Here is a 21,282-nt window from a genome sequence, read left to right on the forward strand (position 1 = left end):
TAAACATAAATAAGGGCTATGAGATGAATTCGTTACAAATCTTGAGTTTTGTCGGTTTTACGCTGCTGGTGGCGGTCATCACCTGGTGGAAAGTCCGCAAAACAGATACTGGATCGCAACAAGGCTATTTTCTTGCCGGACGTTCACTAAAAGCGCCGGTTATTGCCGCTTCGTTAATGCTAACCAACCTTTCCACGGAACAACTGGTCGGCCTTTCCGGGCAGGCCTACAAAAGCGGCATGTCGGTGATGGGCTGGGAAGTCACCTCTGCAGTGACGCTGATCTTCCTCGCGCTAATCTTTTTACCGCGCTATCTGAAGCGCGGCATTGCCACCATCCCCGATTTTCTGGAGGAACGTTATGATAAAACGACGCGTATTATCATCGACTTCTGCTTCCTCATTGCCACCGGCGTCTGCTTTCTGCCGATTGTTCTCTATTCCGGCGCGTTGGCGCTCAACAGCCTGTTTCATGTGGGTGAGTCGCTACAACTTTCCGATGGTGCGGCTATCTGGTTACTGGTTATTTTGCTTGGTCTGGCGGGAATTTTGTATGCGGTGATCGGCGGACTGCGCGCAATGGCAGTGGCGGACTCCATTAACGGTATTGGGCTGGTTATTGGCGGGTTGATGGTGCCGATATTTGGCCTGATCGCGATGGGCAAGGGCAGCTTTATGCAGGGCATTGAGCAACTCACCACCGTTCACTCCGAGAAATTAAACTCAGTCGGCGGCCCGACCGATCCCTTGCCGATTGGCGCGGCATTTACCGGTTTGATTCTGGTGAACACCTTTTACTGGTGTACAAATCAGGGCATCGTGCAACGCACGCTGGCGTCAAAAAGCCTGGCGGAAGGGCAAAAGGGGGCGCTGTTAACGGCGGTGCTGAAAATGCTCGACCCGCTGGTACTGGTGCTGCCAGGGTTGATTGCGTTTCATCTGTATCAGGATTTACCGAAAGCCGACATGGCCTACCCGACGCTGGTCAATAACGTTCTGCCGGTGCCACTGGTGGGCTTCTTCGGTGCGGTGTTATTTGGTGCGGTGATCAGTACCTTCAACGGCTTTCTGAATAGCGCCAGTACGTTATTCAGTATGGGTATTTACCGGCGCATCATTAACCAGAATGCCGAGCCGCAACAGCTGGTCACCGTCGGGCGCAAATTTGGTTTCTTTATCGCCATCGTTTCGGTGATAGTCGCGCCGTGGATCGCCAACGCGCCGCAGGGGCTGTATAGCTGGATGAAACAGCTCAACGGTATTTACAACGTGCCGCTGGTTACCATCATCATTATGGGCTTTTTCTTCCCGCGCATTCCGGCGCTGGCGGCAAAAGTGGCGATGGGGATTGGCATAATCAGCTACATCACCATCAACTATCTGGTGAAGTTCGACTTCCATTTCCTCTATGTGCTGGCCTGTACGTTCTGCATCAACGTGGTCGTGATGCTGGTGATCGGTTTTATCAAACCGCGCGCCACGCCGTTCACCTTCAAAGATGCGTTTGCGGTGGACATGAAACCGTGGAAAAACGTCAAGATTGCGTCAATTGGTATCCTGTTCGCGATGATTGGCGTCTATGCCGGGCTGGCTGAATTCGGTGGCTACGGTACGCGCTGGTTAGCGATGATCAGTTATTTCATCGCCGCCGTAGTGATTGTCTACCTGATTTTTGACAGCTGGCGGCATCGTCACGACCCAGCCGTCACCTTTACTCCCGATGCGAAGGATAGCCTATGAAACGCCCCAATTTTCTGTTCATCATGACCGATACCCAGGCCACCAATATGGTCGGTTGCTATAGCGGTAAGCCGCTGAATACGCAAAATATTGATAGTCTGGCGGCAGAAGGTATTCGCTTTAATTCTGCCTACACCTGTTCACCGGTTTGTACACCTGCACGCGCCGGACTATTCACCGGTATCTACGCTAACCAGTCCGGCCCGTGGACCAACAACGTCGCGCCGGGCAAAAACATTTCCACCATGGGGCGCTACTTTAAGGATGCGGGCTATCACACCTGCTACATCGGCAAATGGCATCTCGATGGACATGACTATTTCGGCACTGGCGAGTGTCCGCCGGAGTGGGACGCTGATTACTGGTTCGATGGCGCGAACTATCTTAGTGAACTGACGGAGAAAGAGATTAGCCTGTGGCGCAATGGCCTAAACAGCGTTGAGGATTTACAGGCGAACCATATTGACGAAACCTTCACCTGGGCGCACCGCATCAGCAATCGGGCGGTGGATTTTCTGCAACAGCCCGCGCGCGCCGACGAACCTTTCCTGATGGTGATTTCGTATGATGAGCCGCATCACCCGTTCACCTGTCCGGTGGAGTATTTAGAGAAATACACTGATTTTTACTACGAACTGGGTGAGAAAGCAGAGGATGACCTGGCGAACAAACCGGAACATCACCGCTTATGGGCGCAGGCGATGCCATCGCCAGTCGGTGATGACGGGCTTTATCACCATCCGCTCTATTTTGCCTGCAATGACTTTGTTGATGACCAAATCGGACGGGTCATCAATGCCTTAACGCCAGAGCAACGTGAAAATACGTGGGTTATTTATACCTCCGATCACGGCGAAATGATGGGCGCACATAAGCTGATCAGTAAAGGAGCGGCGATGTATGACGACATCACCCGCATTCCGCTGATCATCCGTTCGCCGCAAGGGGAGCGGCGACAGGTCGATACGCCAGTCAGTCATATTGACTTACTGCCGACAATGATGGCGCTGGCAGATATTGAAAAACCAGAGATTCTGCCGGGGGAAAATATCCTTGCCGTAAAAGAACCACGTGGCGTGTTGGTGGAATTTAATCGCTACGAGATTGAGCATGACAGCTTTGGCGGTTTTATTCCGGTGCGTTGCTGGGTAACGGATGACTTTAAACTGGTGCTCAACCTCTTCACCAGTGATGAACTTTACGATCGCCGTAATGACCCAAATGAAATGCATAACCTGATCGATGATATCCATTTTGCCGACGTTCGCAGCAAAATGCATGACGCCTTATTGGATTACATGGACAAAATTCGCGATCCGTTCCGCAGTTATCAATGGAACCTGCGTCCGTGGCGCAAAGATGCACAACCGCGCTGGATGGGGGCGTTTCGTCCACGCCCACAGGATGGTTATTCTCCAGTGGTACGCGACTATGACACCGGTTTACCGACACAAGGGGTGAAGGTGGAAGAGAAAAAACAGAAGTTCTGATGCATTATTGCTGTTCCTGGCCTAATTTTTCGGCGAGGAACAGTTTACAAGGAGCAACAATGAAAATTTCCCGCCTCGGAGAAGCGCCCGATTACCGCTTCTCGCTGGCTAATGAGCGTACTTTTCTGGCGTGGATCCGTACTGCACTAGGATTTCTGGCGGCGGGGGTTGGGCTTGATCAACTTGCGCCAGATTTCGCCACGCCCGTCATCCGCGAACTGCTGGCGTTGTTGTTGTGTCTGTTTTCCGGCGGGTTAGCGATGTATGGCTACTTGCGCTGGTTACGCAATGAAAAAGCGATGCGCCTGAAAGAGGACCTGCCCTATACCAACAGCTTATTAATCATCAGCTTAATATTGATGGTCGTGGCAGTGATCGTCATGGGACTGGTGTTGTATGCCGGATAGCCGCAAAGCCAGACGCATTGCCGACCCAGGGCTGCAGCCGGAACGCACATCACTGGCGTGGTTTCGTACTATGCTGGGCTACGGCGCGTTGATGGCGTTGGCTATCAAACACAACTGGCACCAGGCGGGCATGTTATTCTGGATTTCGATTGGCATCCTCGCCATCGTGGCGCTGATCCTCTGGCACTACACCCGTAATCGCAATTTAATGGATGTCACGAATAGCGATTTTTCCCAATTTCACGTAGTCCGTGACAAATTTTTGATCTCCCTCGCGGTGTTATCTCTCGCAATACTGTTTGCTGTAACGCATATACATCAACTTATCGTATTTATTGAGAGAGTCGCATGACAGGAAGTCAGGTCATTGATGCTGAAGAGGACAGGCATAAACTGGTTGTAGAGTACAAGGATGCTCTGCAACCTGCCGATTTTTATCACAATTTCAAACAACGGGGTATCCGCTCCGTACAGCTTATTCCCCATCTTGAATTTGATGACCGGGGCGATCTGACGGCCGCTTCGGTGACAGCAGAGCTGTGGGGGAAATTTTTAATTGCCCTGTTCGAGTGTTGGGTACGGGCAGATATCAGTCGTATTTCGATTGAGCTTTTTGACGCCACCCTACAAAAATGGTGTGGCAGCGAAAACCCGCAACCGCGTCGTGGCTGCCAGGCGTGCGACTGGCATCGCCTGTGCCCGCACGCTCGGGAGGAGACGCCAGACAACGTGCTTTGTGCGGGCTATCAGGCGTTTTATTCTTACTCCGCGCCGCATATGCGGGTGATGCGTGATCTGATAAAGCAGCATCGTTCTCCCATGGAGCTGATGACGATGCTGCGGTGACGTGAGCTTAAACAGGCTGCCCCTGATGCGACATCCGCGTCGCCAGCGGTAGCCAGCACAGCACGATCAACAATCCCATTAAGGTCATCAACAACCCCAGGCTGCCCTGACCGGTTTGCGGCAACATCGCAGAGAGCGACGCCAGCACGCCGGAACCAATGTTTTGTAGACCGCCGACCAGCGCGCCAGCGGTGCCCGCCAGGAAAGGGAACGGCTCCATCGCGCCGCTGGTCGCCAGCGGAAACAGCATCCCGGCACCGAAAAAGAACAGCGCGGCGGGAACGAGCAGCGTCCAGACATTCATCACGCCAAACCAGTCGGGGATCCACATCAGTAAGCCAGCCAGCAGGCAGCAGATAACCGACTGCCACATCAACGTTGAGAAGCGTTTATTAGGACGTCCGGCAAACCATGCGCCAAAAAATGCCGCCGGAATCGGCAGAATAAACAAAATACTGACCGTCATACTGCTCAGCCCTAACACCGCGCCCATCAGCACGCCGGAGCAGGCTTCAAAGGCGGCAATCCCGGCCAGACCGCCAATCAGCATCAGCAAATAACAGTTAAAACCGCTGTTACCGAAAAGCGTTTTATAACTGGTAAGCAGGCGCGTGCGCGGTGCGTCGACCGGACGCGTTTCCGGCATCCAGCGGGCCATACTGAAGGTCACACCGGCACAAAGAACCAACAAAAAGAGATAACAGGCGCGCCAGTTCCACATCGTATCCAGCAGACCGCCGATTAGCGGTGCGAGCAGCGGACTGACAAGAATCCCCATGTTTAACAGGCTGTTAGCGTGGCGCAACTGTGTCCGTTCATATAAATCGCGCGGCAAAGTACGCGCCATTACGCCGCCAACGCCGGTGCCCATCCCCTGCATCGCGCTGGCGGCAATCAATACCATCAAACTGGAGGTCGTGACCGCGACCAGCGTTGCCAGCATAAAAATGGACATTCCGACGAGGATCACCGGTCGGCGACCCACGCGGTCGGAAATCGGGCCATAAAACAGCTGTGAGACACCGTAAGTCAGCAGATAAGCGCCCATTACGCTCTGCACCGCCCCTTCACGGACATTGAGATCGCGCGCCATATCGGCAATAGCTGGAATATAAATGGTTTGCGCCATCTGACCGACGGCCACGAGTAATACCAACATCAATAACAAATTGACGTTTCTATGCCTTTTCATTATCACGGATGCTTTTATAAAAATAATTAGAATAAGTCACTACGCATTCCCATAAATGCGGGAGAGGAATCTATCACATTGATGAATGTTAGCCAGATATACGCCAGGAATGGGGAATTGTTTAGCGGCAGAATATGTAAACAAAAGCGGCAATAAATGTTGCCGGAAACAGTGATGGTGCGGTTGGTAGGGTAAGATGTTTACGCTGTATTCGACATGAATAAGGCGCACTCTGTCAACAATCTGACCGTCTTTCAGGTGATGATGCTTTATTGCCTGAGTTTCAGTTCAAAATGTGATCTGCCACGTATTTTTATCCGGAAGAAAAATTTTCCATTGTCTCCCCTGTAAAGCTGTGCTTGTATAAATATTGTTAAACACAAAACCAACAAGGTCCCCAATGACTACTTCCATGTTCAACGCAAAACTACTACCAATTGCGCCATCCGCCGCAGTGGTCGTCGTGCGTGTGGTGGTGGTCGTCGGCAATGCGCCGTAGGGACTGGAACAACACACGATTCCAAAACCCCGCCGGCGCAAACCGGGCGGGGTTTTTCGTTTAAGCTCCTCCCGGAAAGTCGGCCCAGAAGAAAAGGACTGGAGCATGGCAAGTTCGGGCACAACATCGACGCGTAAGCGCTTTACCGGCGCAGAATTTATCGTTCATTTCCTGGAACAGCAGGGCATTAAGATTGTGACGGGTATTCCGGGCGGTTCTATCCTGCCTGTTTACGATGCCTTAAGCCAAAGCACGCAAATCCGCCATATTCTGGCTCGCCATGAACAGGGCGCGGGGTTTATCGCTCAGGGAATGGCGCGCACCGACGGTAAACCGGCGGTCTGTATGGCCTGTAGTGGACCGGGTGCGACTAACCTGGTGACCGCCATTGCCGATGCGAGGCTGGACTCCATCCCGCTGATTTGCATCACTGGTCAGGTTCCCGCCTCGATGATCGGCACCGACGCCTTCCAGGAAGTCGACACCTACGGCATCTCTATCCCCATCACCAAACACAACTATCTGGTCAGACATATCGAAGAACTCCCGCAGGTCATGAGCGATGCCTTCCGTATTGCGCAATCAGGCCGCCCTGGCCCGGTGTGGATAGACATTCCTAAGGATGTGCAAACGGCAGTTTTTGAGATTGAAACACAGCCCGCTATGGCAGAAAAAGCCGCCGCACCCGCCTTTAGCGAAGAAAGTATTCGTGACGCGGCGGCGATGATTAACGCCGCCAAACGCCCGGTGCTTTATCTGGGTGGTGGTGTGATCAACGCGCCTGCGCGAGTGCGTGAACTGGCGGAGAAAGCGCAACTGCCTACCACCATGACTTTAATGGCGCTGGGTATGTTGCCAAAAGTGCATCCGCTGTCGCTGGGTATGCTGGGGATGCACGGCGTGCGCAGCACCAACTATATTTTGCAGGAGGCGGATTTGTTGATTGTTCTCGGTGCGCGTTTTGATGACCGGGCGATTGGCAAAACCGAGCAGTTCTGTCCGAATGCCAAAATTATTCATGTCGATATCGACCGCGCAGAGCTGGGCAAAATCAAGCAACCGCATGTGGCAATTCAGGCGGATGTTGATGACGTGCTGGCGCAGTTGATCCCGCTGGTGGAAGCGCAACCGCGTGCAGAGTGGCACCAGTTGGTGGCGGATTTGCAGCGTGAATTCCCGTGTCCAATCCCGAAAGCGTGCGATCCATTAAGCCATTACGGCCTGATCAACGCCGTTGCCGCCTGTGTCGATGACAATGCGATTATCACCACCGACGTGGGTCAGCATCAGATGTGGACCGCGCAAGCCTATCCGCTCAATCGCCCACGCCAGTGGCTGACCTCCGGCGGGCTGGGCACGATGGGTTTTGGCCTGCCTGCGGCGATTGGCGCGGCGCTGGCGAACCCGGACCGCAAAGTGTTGTGCTTCTCCGGCGACGGCAGCCTGATGATGAATATTCAGGAGATGGCGACCGCCAGTGAAAATCAGCTGGATGTTAAAATCATTTTGATGAACAACGAAGCGCTGGGGCTGGTGCATCAGCAACAGAGTCTGTTCTACAAGCAGGGCGTTTTTGCCGCTACCTATCCGGGCAAAATCAACTTTATGCAGATTGCCGCCGGATTCGGCCTCGAAACCTGTGATTTGAATAACGAAGCCGATCCGCAGGCTGCATTGCAGGAAATCATCAATCGCCCTGGCCCGGCGCTGATCCATGTGCGCATTGATGCCGAAGAAAAAGTGTACCCGATGGTGCCGCCAGGTGCGGCGAATACTGAAATGGTGGGGGAATAAGCCATGCAAAACACAACTCATGATAACGTGATTCTGGAACTCACCGTTCGCAACCATCCGGGTGTAATGACCCACGTTTGTGGCCTTTTTGCCCGTCGCGCTTTTAACGTTGAAGGCATTCTCTGCCTGCCGATTCAGGACAGCGACAAAAGCCACATCTGGCTACTGGTCAATGACGACCAGCGTCTGGAGCAGATGATAAGCCAGATAGACAAGCTGGAAGATGTGGTGAAAGTGCAGCGTAATCAGTCCGATCCGACGATGTTTAACAAGATTGCGGTGTTTTTTCAGTAAGTGATTTTCTCGCCTGGATGGGATATTTACATCCGGGCGAGCTTATATACTCTAAATAATTCGAGTTGCAGGAAGGCGACAAGCGAGTGAATCCCCAGGAGCTTACATAAGTAAGTGACTGGGGGGAGCGAACGCAGACGCAGCACATGCAACTTGAAGTATGACGAGTATATTCTGTAACTCGAATTATTCAGAGTATATATTCGTCCATTGAAGACAACATTGATTTCTTATTCATATCTTCAGGCCAATTCACTTCACGGCCCCAAATACCTGGAGCAGTATTGATAGATTTCTCTAAAAACTCATCGTCAAAATTCATAAAGCTATTAATCCATAACCATAATTTGTGATTTGTCATATGCAATGCATCTATAGCACTCTCTGTCGTTATCAGGTTAAAGGTGTCAATAATATTTGTACTGTCTAATGATTCATAAACAATACAGCGAATAGTGGAGTATGAGGAATGGCGATTTTGTGCAAAAAAAGCTATACCTTGAATTTGTTCCCAGTCGTACTCTTTATATTCAGGCTTGGTATGTTTATAGAATGGATAGTGCCACCAGAAAGTATAGGTTGATTTATGACTCATATCATTAAGAATATAATCACAAATATAGACCTTTCCTGTTTTTCTATTAAAACGGATTGGGTAATGTCGCGGAGCAAAGATAAAATAATTTAGAATAGCAGCAAAAACAAAAGACATGAAAAAAATTGCGCAGTAAGCAATATGTAGCATTAACTCAGAGTCTGCTCTGTATCTCCACGTATCTAAGTATCGTTCGAAGTTAAATGTTATGTCATATATAAAGAATAAAACAGAGGCAAAACATAAAATAACGATAGGTAAGAAAAGAACGATGCTCAGCATGTTCATACCATAAAATGACGTGTAGTTTCGCGTTATCTCACAGTAGTTGTCATTAATATATGTTAATTTATCACTGTTTGATAACTTCTCACTGTTGCTTTGTGTTCTTTTGTTTATTTCATTAATGAGTCGTGGATCAATAGTTTGTTTTATTAAGTGAGGGTGAGTGCGCATATCTGCTCCTTTTTTACAGACAATATCACGCAGGGATTTTTTTGTACATTAATCGGTGGGTTTTATTATTAAAGTGTAATAATGAAGCAGGCATGCTTGTCATACTTCAAGTTGCATGTGCTGTGTCTGCGAATTATTTAGAGAGTGGTTTTTATACTGAAGTAATAATTCATAAATATACAAACAATCAAACTATAAATATAAAATATATATTTTTCTTATTCAAAATGGATACTAACAAGGTATTAATGCTGCCAGCGTTTTTAATGATTAGTCGATATACCAAACCTTGAAGGCATCATTTCTTTTCACAAGCAACAGGAGCGCAGCTTTTTTCAGTAACCGCTCAAGGCTTGAACAGTGGCGCGCTTATCGTTAAGGTAAGCGCGTTTTATTACCCGCCAGGACAAGACCATGATCACCGTTGCCCTTATAGACGATCACCTTATCGTCCGCTCCGGCTTTGCGCAGCTGCTGGGGCTGGAACCTGATTTGCAGGTAGTTGCCGAGTTTGGTTCGGGGCGCGAGGCGCTGGCGGGGCTGCCGGGGCGCGGTGTGCAGGTGTGTATTTGCGATATCTCCATGCCTGATATCTCCGGTCTGGAGCTTCTAAGCCAGCTGCCGAAAGGCATGGCGACAATTATGCTCTCCGTTCATGACAGTCCGGCGCTGGTTGAGCAGGCGCTTAACGCGGGGGCGCGCGGCTTTCTCTCCAAACGCTGTAGCCCGGATGAACTCATTGCTGCGGTGCATACGGTTGCCACGGGCGGCTGTTATCTGACGCCGGATATTGCCATTAAACTGGCATCCGGTCGCCAGGACCCGCTAACCAAACGCGAACGCCAGGTGGCGGAAAAACTGGCGCAAGGAATGGCGGTGAAAGAGATTGCTGCCGAACTGGGCTTGTCACCGAAAACGGTACATGTCCATCGCGCCAACCTGATGGAAAAACTGGGCGTCAGTAACGACGTTGAACTGGCGCGCCGCATGTTTGATGGCTGGTGATGAAGACGTTGTTCTCCCGCTTAATTACCGTTATTGCCTGCTTTTTTATCTTCTCTGCCGCATGGTTTTGCCTGTGGAGTATCAGCCTGCACCTGGTTGAGCGCCCTGATATGGCGGTGCTGTTATTTCCGTTTGGCCTGCGGCTAGGGCTAATGCTGCAATGCCCGCGCGGATACTGGCCGGTGCTACTGGGTGCGGAGTGGCTGCTGATTTACTGGCTAATGCAGGCGGTCGGTTTAACCCATTTCTCCTTATTGATGATCGGTAGTTTACTGACGTTATTGCCCGTGGCGCTGATCTCGCGCTATCGCCATCAACGTGACTGGCGCACCTTGCTGTTACAGGGTGCGGCGTTAACTGCGGCGGCGTTGTTGCAGTCGCTGCCCTGGCTTTGGCACGGCAAAGAGTCGTGGAATGCGCTGCTGCTGACTTTAACTGGCGGCCTGACGCTGGCCCCGATATGTCTGGTGTTCTGGCACTATCTGGCGAATAACACCTGGCTGCCGCTCGGCCCGTCACTGGTTTCTCAGCCAATCAACTGGCGCGGGCGACATCTGGTCTGGTACTTACTGCTGTTTGTTATCAGTCTCTGGCTCCAGTTGGGATTGCCAGACGAACTGTCGCGCTTTACGCCATTCTGTCTGGCGCTGCCGATTATCGCGCTGGCCTGGCACTATGGTTGGCAAGGAGCGCTGATTGCGACATTGATGAACGCCATCGCGCTGATCGCCAGTCAAACCTGGCGCGATCATCCGGTGGATTTATTGCTCTCGCTGTTGGTGCAAAGTCTGACAGGGTTGTTACTGGGCGCAGGCATCCAGCGGTTGCGTGAACTTAACCAGTCGCTGCAAAAGGAACTGGCGCGCAATCAGCATCTCGCTGAACGGTTGCTGGAAACCGAAGAGAGCGTGCGCCGTGATGTGGCACGTGAGCTGCACGATGATATCGGTCAGACCATTACTGCTATTCGAACTCAAGCGGGCATTGTTCAGCGGCTGGCGGCAGATAACGCCAGCGTGAAACAGAGCGGGCAGCTCATCGAACAACTATCGCTGGGCGTTTACGACGCGGTGCGCCGTTTGTTAGGGCGGTTACGTCCGCGCCAGCTGGATGATCTCACCCTGGAGCAGGCCATCCGCTCACTGATGCGGGAAATGGAGCTGGAAGGGCGCGGCATTGTCAGTCATCTCGAATGGCGAATCGATGAATCAGCGTTAAGCGAAAACCAGCGCGTGACGCTATTTCGCGTCTGCCAGGAAGGGTTGAACAACATTGTGAAACATGCCGATGCCAGCGCGGTCACGCTGCAAGGTTGGCAGCAGGATGAGCGGTTAATGCTGGTGATTGAAGACGATGGCAGCGGTTTACCGCCAGATTCCGGGCAACACGGTTTTGGCCTTACCGGAATGCGCGAGCGCGTAACGGCGCTGGGTGGCACATTGACCATCTCCTGCCTGCACGGCACGCGTGTCAGCGTTTCTCTACCTCAACGTTATGTCTAAGGTTCGATGATGTTGCCGTTTCTGAAAGCGCCCGCCGATGCGCCATTAATGACTGATAAACATGAAATTGATGCCCGCTATCGCTACTGGCGTCGGCATATTCTGCTGACCATCTGGCTGGGTTACGCGCTGTTTTACTTCACGCGTAAAAGTTTTAACGCCGCCGTACCAGAAATCCTTGCTAACGGCGTGCTCAGCCGTAGCGATATTGGCCTGTTAGCGACCCTGTTTTACATTACCTACGGTGTGTCGAAGTTTGTCTCCGGCATTGTCAGCGATCGCTCAAATGCCCGTTATTTTATGGGGATAGGGCTTATTGCCACGGGCATTATCAACATTCTGTTTGGCTTCTCGACGTCGCTATGGGCGTTTGCCGTGCTTTGGGTGTTGAACGCCTTTTTCCAGGGCTGGGGTTCACCGGTGTGTGCGCGTCTGTTAACCGCCTGGTATTCTCGTACCGAGCGCGGCGGTTGGTGGGCATTATGGAACACGGCGCATAACGTCGGCGGCGCACTCATTCCCATTGTGATGGCAGCGAGCGCGCTGCATTACGGCTGGCGTGCCGGGATGATGATTGCGGGTTGTATGGCGATAGTCGTGGGGATTTTTCTCTGCTGGCGGCTGCGCGATCGCCCGCAGGCGTTAGGTTTACCGGCGGTTGGTGAATGGCGGCACGACGCACTGGAGATTGCTCAACAACAAGAAGGGGCAGGGCTGACGCGTAAAGAGATCCTCACCAAATATGTGTTGCTGAATCCGTATATCTGGCTGCTTTCGTTTTGCTATGTGCTGGTCTATGTGGTCCGGGCGGCGATAAACGACTGGGGCAATTTGTATATGTCCGAGACGCTGGGCGTCGATCTGGTCACGGCGAATACGGCAGTGACAATGTTTGAACTGGGCGGATTTATCGGTGCGCTGGTAGCGGGTTGGGGTTCGGACAAACTGTTTAACGGCAACCGCGGGCCGATGAATTTGATTTTCGCCGCCGGAATTTTGCTTTCAGTCGGCTCGCTGTGGCTGATGCCATTTGCCAGCTACGTGATGCAGGCAACCTGCTTCTTCACCATTGGTTTTTTTGTCTTTGGCCCGCAGATGTTAATCGGCATGGCGGCGGCAGAGTGTTCCCACAAAGAGGCGGCAGGGGCGGCGACGGGGTTTGTCGGCTTGTTTGCTTATCTTGGTGCGTCGCTTGCTGGTTGGCCGCTGGCGAAAGTACTCGATACCTGGCACTGGAGCGGATTTTTTGTGGTTATCGCCATCGCCGCCGGGATTTCCGCACTGCTATTACTGCCCTTTTTGAACGCCCAGACACCGCGAGAAGCGTGATGCATCTCACCTTTTCACTTCATATCCGGCAAAACTAAGAAATTTTCCAGGTTTTGCCTGGACGCTATCTCAGGCCTGATTTGCTGCTGATTTTTACAATGCATGCCTCACGCAGGTATTCATTTCAGGAGTAACCCATGCTGGCTTTCTTAAACCAGGTTCGCAAGCCGACCCTGGACCTTCCGCTCGAAGTGCGGCGCAAAATGTGGTTCAAACCGTTCATGCAATCCTACCTGGTGGTCTTTATCGGCTACCTTACGATGTACCTGATTCGCAAGAACTTTAACATCGCGCAGAACGACATGATCTCGACCTACGGGTTGAGCATGACGCAGCTGGGGATGATCGGCCTGGGCTTCTCCATCACTTATGGCGTGGGTAAAACGCTGGTTTCTTACTACGCCGACGGCAAAAACACCAAACAATTCCTGCCGTTCATGCTGATCCTGTCTGCCATTTGTATGCTGGGCTTCAGTGCCAGTATGGGCAGCGGCTCGGTTAGCCTGTTCCTGATGATTGCCTTCTACGCCTTAAGCGGCTTTTTCCAGAGTACCGGCGGTTCGTGCAGTTACTCCACCATCACCAAATGGACGCCGCGTCGTAAACGCGGGACATTCCTCGGTTTCTGGAACATTTCTCACAACCTTGGTGGTGCAGGCGCAGCAGGTGTGGCGCTGTTCGGCGCAAATTACCTGTTCGATGGTCATGTCATCGGCATGTTTATTTTCCCGTCGATTATCGCGCTGATTGTTGGTTTTATCGGTCTGCGTTACGGCAGCGACTCCCCGGAATCTTATGGCCTCGGCAAAGCTGAAGAGCTGTTTGGCGAGGAGATCAGTGAAGAGGATAAAGAGACAGAATCTACCGATATGACCAAGTGGCAGATCTTTGTTGAGTATGTGCTGAAAAACAAAGTGATCTGGCTGCTGTGCTTTGCCAACATTTTCCTCTATGTGGTGCGTATTGGTATCGACCAGTGGTCAACCGTGTATGCGTTCCAGGAACTGAAACTCTCTAAAGCGGTGGCGATTCAGGGCTTTACGCTGTTTGAAGCTGGTGCGCTGGTCGGTACGCTGCTGTGGGGCTGGCTCTCTGACCTGGCGAACGGTCGCCGTGGCCTGGTGGCCTGTATCGCGCTGGCGCTGATTATCGCCACGCTCGGTGTGTATCAACACGCCAGCAACGAATATATCTACCTGGCTTCTCTCTTTGCGTTGGGTTTCCTGGTCTTTGGCCCGCAATTGTTGATTGGTGTGGCTGCTGTTGGCTTTGTACCTAAAAAAGCGATTGGCGCTGCCGATGGTATTAAAGGCACCTTCGCTTACCTGATTGGTGACAGCTTTGCCAAGTTAGGTCTGGGAATGATTGCCGATGGGACGCCGGTATTTGGCCTTACCGGCTGGGCAGGCACCTTCGCCGCGCTGGATATCGCCGCGATTGGTTGTATCTGCCTGATGGCGATAGTGGCGGTGATGGAAGAACGCAAAATCCGCCGCGAGAAAAAAATTCAGCAGTTGACAGTGGCATAAACGTAACTGGTGACTTTTGCCCGGCATGACGCCGGGCTTTTTTTTATTATTCCGTGACTTCCAGCGTAGTGAAGGCAAACTTCTCACCATCAAACAGCCCCTGACTGGTTAGTTTCAGCGCGGGGATCACTGGCAGGGAAAGAAACGCCATCTGAATAAACGGCTCATCCGGTAACGGACCGCATTCACGGGCGGCGGCTTTCAGGGCGTCAATTTGCTCCGCCAGTGACTGCGCCGTGTCGGTGCTCATTAGCCCGGCAATGGGCAACGGTAGATGACTTTGTACCTGGTCGTTACGGACCACGCACAGCCCGCCGCCATCCTGAATCACCTGATTGACCGCCAGCGCCATCTCTTCTGCGCTACGACCGATCACTACAATATTATGGCTGTCATGGCTGACCGTCGCAGCCAGCGCACCTTCATTCAGGCCAAAGCCGCCGAGCAAACCACAGGCCGGAGCCAGTCGTTGTCCGTAACGCTCAAGAACGGCAATAAAGCACACATCATCGCGATCAAAACCGTTTTCGCTGTAGACGCTGGAGCGGGAGTGCGTGATCAGTTCGTTATGGATTACCTCAATAACGCGATAGCGTTTTCCGGGGGTAAATTGCAGGGCAAAGTCGCTGGCGGAAACTGGCTGGCGATCAATGGTATTGCCATATGGCGGGGCGGATTGTGCCAGTCTCGCCGACTCTTCCGCCTGTAAGGTTTGTGCATCGATCGGCTCGCCTTTCACCAGTACCTGCTGCACCGTGACCTTACGCGCATCGCTCAACAGGACGATATCGGCCTGCTTGCCGGGTGCCAGTAAGCCGAGGTGATTCAGACCAAAATGGCGCGCCGTCGACCAGCTGGCTACGCGATATGCCACATGCAGCGGTACATTGTGTTGTTCGATCAGGCGGCGAATTAAGGCATCGATGTGTCCTTCATGGGCGATCTCCCACGGGTTACGGTCATCGGTACAGAGCATGCATTGCGGGCTGTTAAATTCGTTGATCAACGGTGCCAGCGCGTTGAGATTGCGGGCTGCGGACCCTTCACGGATCATCAATGACATGCCGAGTTGCAATTTCCGGCGTCCTTCTTCCAACTGATAACTTTCGTGGCAGTTTTCAATACCCGCAGCAATATAGGCGTTAAGTTCTTTACCACCCAAACCCGGGCAGTGACCGTCCAGTGTCAGGTGGCGAAATGCGTCCAGTTTATCGAGCAGCGCATTCTGCCCGCTAATTACGCCAGGGTAGTCCATCATTTCTGCAAGGCCGGTAACCTGCGGATGGTCCCGCCAGGCGAGCATCTGTTCAAGGGTAAAACTGGCACCATTAACATCGCAGCCTTCCAGGGCGGGTACACAAGAGCTGACCTGTAAGTACTGGTTTTGCCTTGCCTGTTCGGCACAGCGGGCAAACCAGGCGAATCCGGCTTCTCCCATCACGTTGACGATTTCATGAGGGTCGCAAATAACGGTCGTCAGGCCGCGCGGCAGGGTAGCAGTTTCAAAGGTGACCGGCGTCATCATGCTGGATTCAATATGCAGGTGAGCATCAATAAACCCTGGCACCGCCGTTGCGCCGCGGGCATCAATCCGCTGCAAAGCCGGAGCATCAGCGTATTCTGCGCCAACACCGGCAATGTAACGTCCTTTAATCACAATTGGGCCGGAAATTTCTCCGCCATTGATCAGGTCGAGAATAGAGACATTATCAATAATATAATCGGCAACAGCGTCTCCACGGGAAACGGCTAACAATTCCTGGTATTCAGTCCGGCTAATGTGATGAAATTTATGGTTAATAGAATTATTCATATTTTTCTCATTTTGATTTTATCAATTTGATTATTATTTATCATAAAGAAACGTCGCGAGATTATTAAAGAATATCCATTAATGTGCAATTGAAATGTGATAATTATCACTGAACCGTTGTTGTCATTTGTTTTACAAAAGCAAGGGATTAAATCTCCTCCAATGGACAAAAAAATGAATAATGACAATACCGATTACGTGAGTAATGAATCAGGGACGCTTTCGCGATTATTTAAACTACCTCAGCATGGGACCACCGTCCGCACAGAATTGATTGCGGGGATGACCACTTTTTTAACCATGGTGTACATCGTTTTTGTGAACCCGCAAATCCTCGGCGCGGCACAAATGGACCCGAAAGTGGTGTTTGTTACCACCTGTTTGATTGCCGGTATCGGCAGTATTGCGATGGGGGTATTTGCTAACTTACCCGTGGCACTGGCTCCGGCAATGGGCCTGAACGCCTTCTTTGCCTTCGTGGTCGTGGGGGCGATGGGTATCTCCTGGCAGACCGGGATGGGCGCGATATTCTGGGGCGCAGTTGGGCTATTTTTGCTCACGCTGTTTCGTATCCGGTACTGGATGATCTCCAACATTCCATTAAGTTTACGTATTGGTATCACCAGCGGAATCGGATTATTTATCGCCTTAATGGGATTAAAAAATACTGGCGTTATTGTCGCCAATAAAGACACCCTGGTGATGATTGGTGATTTAAGTTCTCACGGCGTGTTGTTAGGTATTTTAGGGTTTTTTATTATAACTGTGTTGTCATCACGTCATTTTCATGCCGCGGTGCTTGTTTCTATTGTGGTGACGTCTTGCTGTGGATTATTTTTCGGTGATGTTCATTTTAGCGGCGTCTATTCCATTCCGCCTGATATTAGCGGCGTCATTGGTGAAGTGGATTTGAGCGGTGCGTTATCACTTGAACTCGCCGGTATCATTTTCTCCTTTATGCTGATCAACTTATTTGATTCATCAGGGACATTAATTGGTGTGACTGATAAAGCTGGCTTAATAGATAGTAACGGTAAATTCCCCAATATGAATAAGGCGCTGTATGTTGATAGCGTCAGTTCGGTGGCGGGTGCGTTTATCGGTACCTCGTCTGTTACCGCCTATATTGAAAGTACTTCAGGTGTGGCTGTCGGCGGTCGCACGGGGCTGACTGCGGTTGTTGTTGGCGTTATGTTCCTGCTGGTTATGTTCTTCTCACCGCTAGTGGCGATGGTTCCTCCTTACGCAACCGCCGGAGCGTTAATCTTTGTTGGCGTATTGATGACATCGAGCCTGGCACGCGTTAACTGGGATGATTTTACCGAATCGGTGCCTGCGTTTATTACCACGGTGATGATGCCCTTTACGTTCTCGATCACCGAAGGGATTGCACTAGGCTTTATGTCGTACTGCATCATGAAAGTGTGCACCGGGCGCTGGCGCGATCTGAACCTGTGTGTGGTGGTGGTCGCAACTCTGTTTGCACTGAAGATTATTCTGGTGGATTAGTAACTGGCGAGGGTTTCCAGATATCATGAGTTCTGATTACGCAGGAGAACTCATGATCTGGATAATGCTCGCCACGCTGGCGGTAGTGTTTGTGGTTGGTTTTCGGGTGCTGACATCCGGGGCCAGAAAAGCGATTCGCCGTCTCAGCGATCGGCTGAACATCGATGTCGTACCCGTGGAGTCGATGGTCGATCAAATGGGAAAGTCAGCAGGTGACGAATTTTTACGTTATTTGCATCGCCCGGATGAGTCGCACCTGCAAAACGCCGCGCAGGTGTTGCTCATCTGGCAAATTGTCATTGTCGATGGTAGCGAACAGAACCTGCTGCAATGGCATCGGCTTTTACAAAAAGCCCGCCTTGCCGCGCCGATTACCGATGCTCAGGTCAGGCTGGCGCTGGGTTTTCTGCGCGAAACCGAACCTGAAATGCAGGATATCAATGCTTTTCAGATGCGCTATAACGCGTTCTTTCAGCCTGCCGAGGGCGTTCACTGGCTGCATTAAAACCGCTTCGTCTTATCAGCCTACAGACCGCGCCTGACCTGGTGGGTGGATAAGACGTTCACACCGCATCCGGTAATCTTTGCCCTGTTCCGTTTCGATCTTAACTCCAGCTCAAGCAACACCGTAAAAGTTGCAAAAACGTTAAATACGTCACACATTTCAATGTTAAAGTGGTCGGCTTTCCCTCTGAAACATGCCACGGGTAACACCATGAGTGAATTTATTGCTGAAAACCGCGGCGCGAATGCCATCACCCGACCGAACTGGTCAGCCGTTTTCTCAGTGGCGTTTTGCGTCGCCTGTCTGATTATCGTTGAGTTTTTGCCTGTCAGTTTGTTGACGCCAATGGCCCAGGATTTAGGCATTTCGGAAGGGGTTGCCGGCCAATCGGTGACCGTGACCGCCTTTGTGGCGATGTTTGCCAGTTTGTTTATTACCCAGACCATTCAGGCCACTGACCGCCGCTACGTTGTCATTCTGTTCGCCGTTTTGCTGACGCTTTCCTGTTTGCTGGTTTCCTTTGCCAACTCATTCAGTCTGTTGTTAATCGGTCGCGCCTGTCTGGGGCTGGCGCTGGGCGGGTTCTGGGCGATGTCGGCGTCGCTGACCATGCGTCTGGTACCGCCGCGTACGGTGCCGAAGGCGCTGTCGGTGATCTTCGGCGCGGTTTCTATTGCGCTGGTGATTGCCGCGCCGTTGGGCAGTTTTTTAGGCGAGCTTATCGGTTGGCGCAATGTCTTTAATGCGGCGGCGGCGATGGGTGTGCTGTGTATTTTCTGGATTATCAAATCACTGCCTTCGCTGCCAGGTGAACCTTCGCATCAGAAACAAAATACTTTCCGCTTATTACAACGTCCGGGAGTGATGGCCGGGATGATCGCCATCTTTATGTCCTTTGCCGGACAGTTTGCTTTTTTCACTTATATTCGCCCAGTGTATATGAATCTGGCGGGATTCGGTGTTGATGGCTTAACCCTGGTGCTGCTGAGTTTTGGTATCGCCAGCTTTGTCGGGACATCGCTTTCGTCGTTTATTCTCAAACGTTCGGTGAAACTGGCCTTAGCGGGCGCACCGTTTGTGCTCGCCCTGAGCGCGCTGGTACTGACGCTGTGGGGAAGCGATAAAATTGTTGCTACTGGTGTGGCGATTATCTGGGGGCTGACCTTTGCTTTAATTCCCGTTGGTTGGTCAACGTGGATCACTCGCTCATTGGCCGATCAGGCAGAAAAGGCTGGATCTATTCAGGTGGCCGTTATTCAGCTTGCCAATACCTGCGGTGCGGCAATCGGCGGTTATGCGTTGGATAACATTGGTCTGACTTCGCCGCTGATGTTGTCCGGCACATTGATGTTGCTGACTGCATTGTTGGTGACTGCAAAGGTGAAAATGAAGAAATCCTGATATCAGGTAAAGAAGCGTTGGTCAGTGGTTGTTGCCGTTCTTACATATCCGGGCATTCTACCTTACCCAACGCTTCCCAATAATTGCTCTGATTATTACGTTCCATCGCCACGATGGCCTCGCGTATATGTTGTTTATTGTTTTCATCTGACAACATTAACTTTTCCCACGCTTCATCTGATAATGACGCCTGTGGCGTGCAAATTTTACGTAAATCTTGCAATACCGTGGTTTTCTCTTTTGCCGACTGTAGAGAACTGAATGGCGACTCGGCCTGAGAAATGGCTGGAAAAATCAGGAATACGGTAATCATGAGTAGCATCGTTGGCTTCATAGCGGCAACCTTCTGCAAATGTGCATCGAATGAAGCATAAGTGTAGTTTGCTTTTGCCGCTCTCATCATGCTGTACGAAAGGTGTTTGCGTGGTCAGTAAGAAGTGCCAGACTTTATATTCCACTTTTATTCCTTTTTATTCTTATCGATAGCGTTTCGTTTTTTAAACTGCAGCGACCTTACCGCTATAGTCAGGTAATCATTAATAAAAGGATAAAAAAATGAAACTGACAACACATCATCTACGGGCGGGGGCCGCATTATTACTGGCAGGAGTTCTGCTGGCAGGTTGCGACCAGAGCAGCAGCGATGAAAAGCATATTAAAGTTGGCGTTATTAATGGCGCAGAACAAGATGTCGCGGAAGTCGCTAAAAAGGTAGCAAAAGAGAAATATGGCCTCGATGTTGAACTGGTAGGATTTAGCGGTTCGTTGCTACCGAACGATGCGACAAATCATGGCGAGCTTGATGCGAACGTCTTCCAGCATCGACCCTTTCTTGAACAAGATAATCAGGCGCATGGTTATAAACTGGTAGCGGTGGGAAATACGTTTGTCTTCCCCATGGCGGGTTATTCCAAAAAAATCAAAACCGTGGCGCAAATAAAAGAAGGCGCGACAGTGGCGATCCCCAACGACCCGACTAACCTTGGTCGCGCGCTTTTACTGCTGCAAAAAGAGAAGCTAATTACTCTGAAAGAGGGAAAAGGGTTATTACCTACCGCGTTGGATATAACCGATAATCCACGCCATTTGCAGATAATGGAGCTGGAAGGGGCACAGTTGCCACGTGTACTGGACGACCCGAAAGTGGATGTAGCGATTATCAGCACCACTTACATCCAGCAAACAGGACTTTCTCCGGTTAACGACAGCGTATTTATTGAAGATAAAAATTCGCCGTATGTGAATATTCTGGTGGCACGGGAAGATAATAAGAATGCAGAAAACGTGAAGGAATTTCTGCAATCTTATCAATCACCCGAAGTCGCTAAAGCGGCAGAAACCATCTTTAACGGAGGCGCGGTGCCTGGCTGGTAATTC

General features: G+C 51.3%; 21 protein-coding genes. 17 read left to right on the top strand and 4 right to left on the bottom strand.

All coding sequences use genetic code 11. The features are described 5' to 3' along the window. The first annotated feature begins 23 nt into the window (after positions 1–23). The 5 genes from ACJHYO_RS12340 to ACJHYO_RS12360 are packed head-to-tail and all read left to right on the top strand — an operon-like array spanning position 24 to position 4,482. Entirely contained in the window at positions 24–1,739 is a 1,716-nt protein-coding gene (locus tag ACJHYO_RS12340; protein ID WP_085455606.1) for a solute:sodium symporter family transporter, read from the top strand. Continuing rightward, a complete protein-coding gene (locus tag ACJHYO_RS12345; protein WP_000828477.1) occupies positions 1,736–3,229 on the top strand; it encodes a sulfatase-like hydrolase/transferase in 1,494 nt (497 codons plus the stop codon). Before ACJHYO_RS12340 ends, ACJHYO_RS12345 begins: the two co-directional genes overlap by 4 nt. 59 nt (positions 3,230–3,288) lie before the next feature. Continuing rightward, positions 3,289–3,636, top strand: coding sequence for a YidH family protein (locus tag ACJHYO_RS12350; RefSeq protein ID WP_000703959.1), 348 nt, complete (start codon positions 3,289–3,291; stop codon positions 3,634–3,636). Beyond that, positions 3,626–3,988 (top strand): DUF202 domain-containing protein, encoded by a 363-nt coding sequence (locus ACJHYO_RS12355; RefSeq protein ID WP_001113432.1) that lies wholly within the window; start codon positions 3,626–3,628, stop codon positions 3,986–3,988. Before ACJHYO_RS12350 ends, ACJHYO_RS12355 begins: the two co-directional genes overlap by 11 nt. Further along, positions 3,985–4,482, top strand: coding sequence for a radical SAM protein (locus ACJHYO_RS12360; protein ID WP_000148045.1), 498 nt, complete (start codon positions 3,985–3,987; stop codon positions 4,480–4,482). Before ACJHYO_RS12355 ends, ACJHYO_RS12360 begins: the two co-directional genes overlap by 4 nt. 7 nt (positions 4,483–4,489) lie before the next feature. Here the strand turns inward: ACJHYO_RS12360 and emrD are convergent, their stop codons facing one another. Next, positions 4,490–5,674, bottom strand: a complete 1,185-nt coding sequence (gene emrD / locus ACJHYO_RS12365; protein ID WP_001553641.1) for a multidrug efflux MFS transporter EmrD — start codon at positions 5,672–5,674, stop codon at positions 4,490–4,492. Between the two features lie 81 nt (positions 5,675–5,755). Here emrD and ysdE point away from each other — a divergent pair, with 81 nt between their 5' ends. From ysdE to ilvN, 4 genes are all read left to right on the top strand, one after another. After that, positions 5,756–5,830: a protein YsdE gene (ysdE, locus tag ACJHYO_RS12370; RefSeq protein WP_211180519.1), complete on the top strand. Its 75-nt coding sequence runs from the start codon at positions 5,756–5,758 to the stop codon at positions 5,828–5,830. A gap of 244 nt (positions 5,831–6,074) precedes the next feature. Beyond that, on the top strand, positions 6,075–6,173 hold the full coding sequence (gene ivbL / locus ACJHYO_RS12375) for an ilvB operon leader peptide IvbL (RefSeq protein WP_085455604.1): 99 nt from the start codon (positions 6,075–6,077) through the stop codon (positions 6,171–6,173). 105 nt (positions 6,174–6,278) lie between these two features. Further along, on the top strand, positions 6,279–7,967 hold the full coding sequence (ilvB, locus tag ACJHYO_RS12380) for an acetolactate synthase large subunit (RefSeq protein ID WP_085455603.1): 1,689 nt from the start codon (positions 6,279–6,281) through the stop codon (positions 7,965–7,967). 3 nt (positions 7,968–7,970) lie between these two features. Continuing rightward, positions 7,971–8,261 carry an acetolactate synthase small subunit gene (gene ilvN / locus ACJHYO_RS12385; RefSeq protein ID WP_001181706.1) on the top strand — a complete coding sequence of 97 codons (291 nt, stop codon included), beginning with the start codon at positions 7,971–7,973 and terminating at the stop codon, positions 8,259–8,261. 190 nt (positions 8,262–8,451) lie between these two features. On the opposite strand, the gene ACJHYO_RS12390 is transcribed toward ilvN, so the two are convergent. Then, entirely contained in the window at positions 8,452–9,312 is an 861-nt protein-coding gene (locus ACJHYO_RS12390; RefSeq protein ID WP_001259006.1) for a DUF6708 domain-containing protein, read from the bottom strand. Between the two features lie 414 nt (positions 9,313–9,726). Between ACJHYO_RS12390 and uhpA the strand changes: the two genes are divergently transcribed. The 4 genes from uhpA (at position 9,727) to uhpT (ending at position 14,677) form a co-directional block, all read left to right on the top strand. Further along, positions 9,727–10,317: a transcriptional regulator UhpA gene (gene uhpA / locus ACJHYO_RS12395; protein ID WP_000633668.1), complete on the top strand. Its 591-nt coding sequence runs from the start codon at positions 9,727–9,729 to the stop codon at positions 10,315–10,317. Continuing rightward, on the top strand, positions 10,317–11,819 hold the full coding sequence (uhpB, locus tag ACJHYO_RS12400; protein WP_001332272.1) for a signal transduction histidine-protein kinase/phosphatase UhpB: 1,503 nt from the start codon (positions 10,317–10,319) through the stop codon (positions 11,817–11,819). Before uhpA ends, uhpB begins: the two co-directional genes overlap by 1 nt. Before the next feature lie 9 nt (positions 11,820–11,828). Continuing rightward, a complete protein-coding gene (gene uhpC, locus ACJHYO_RS12405) occupies positions 11,829–13,148 on the top strand; it encodes an MFS transporter family glucose-6-phosphate receptor UhpC (RefSeq protein WP_001298006.1) in 1,320 nt (439 codons plus the stop codon). 137 nt (positions 13,149–13,285) lie between these two features. Beyond that, positions 13,286–14,677 (top strand): hexose-6-phosphate:phosphate antiporter, encoded by a 1,392-nt coding sequence (gene uhpT / locus ACJHYO_RS12410; protein ID WP_000879194.1) that lies wholly within the window; start codon positions 13,286–13,288, stop codon positions 14,675–14,677. A 46-nt stretch (positions 14,678–14,723) separates the two neighbouring features. On the opposite strand, the gene adeD is transcribed toward uhpT, so the two are convergent. Further along, positions 14,724–16,490, bottom strand: a complete 1,767-nt coding sequence (gene adeD / locus ACJHYO_RS12415; RefSeq protein WP_021513877.1) for an adenine deaminase — start codon at positions 16,488–16,490, stop codon at positions 14,724–14,726. 174 nt (positions 16,491–16,664) lie between these two features. On the opposite strand from adeD, the gene adeQ reads away from it, so the two are divergent. The 3 genes from adeQ (at position 16,665) to nepI (ending at position 19,905) form a co-directional block, all read left to right on the top strand. Beyond that, the gene (gene adeQ / locus ACJHYO_RS12420) at positions 16,665–17,999 is read left to right on the top strand and encodes an adenine permease AdeQ (protein ID WP_001442062.1); all 1,335 of its coding nucleotides are present in this window, start codon (positions 16,665–16,667) and stop codon (positions 17,997–17,999) included. 52 nt (positions 18,000–18,051) lie between these two features. Then, the gene (locus ACJHYO_RS12425) at positions 18,052–18,504 is read left to right on the top strand and encodes a DUF1198 domain-containing protein (protein ID WP_021513875.1); all 453 of its coding nucleotides are present in this window, start codon (positions 18,052–18,054) and stop codon (positions 18,502–18,504) included. A 210-nt stretch (positions 18,505–18,714) separates the two neighbouring features. Further along, complete coding sequence (gene nepI / locus ACJHYO_RS12430) at positions 18,715–19,905, top strand: purine ribonucleoside efflux pump NepI (RefSeq protein WP_001288559.1); 1,191 nt, start codon at positions 18,715–18,717, stop codon at positions 19,903–19,905. A 40-nt stretch (positions 19,906–19,945) separates the two neighbouring features. Here nepI and yicS read toward each other — a convergent pair whose 3' ends face one another. Further along, complete coding sequence (gene yicS, locus ACJHYO_RS12435; protein ID WP_001297978.1) at positions 19,946–20,239, bottom strand: protein YicS; 294 nt, start codon at positions 20,237–20,239, stop codon at positions 19,946–19,948. Positions 20,240–20,460: 221 nt separating this feature from the next. Here yicS and nlpA point away from each other — a divergent pair, with 221 nt between their 5' ends. Beyond that, complete coding sequence (nlpA, locus tag ACJHYO_RS12440) at positions 20,461–21,279, top strand: lipoprotein NlpA (RefSeq protein WP_000779409.1); 819 nt, start codon at positions 20,461–20,463, stop codon at positions 21,277–21,279. The last annotated feature ends 3 nt before the right edge of the window (positions 21,280–21,282 follow it).

The organism is Escherichia sp. WS1118 (genome assembly GCF_046487695.1).
Classification (GTDB): Bacteria; Pseudomonadota; Gammaproteobacteria; order Enterobacterales; family Enterobacteriaceae; genus Escherichia; species Escherichia coli.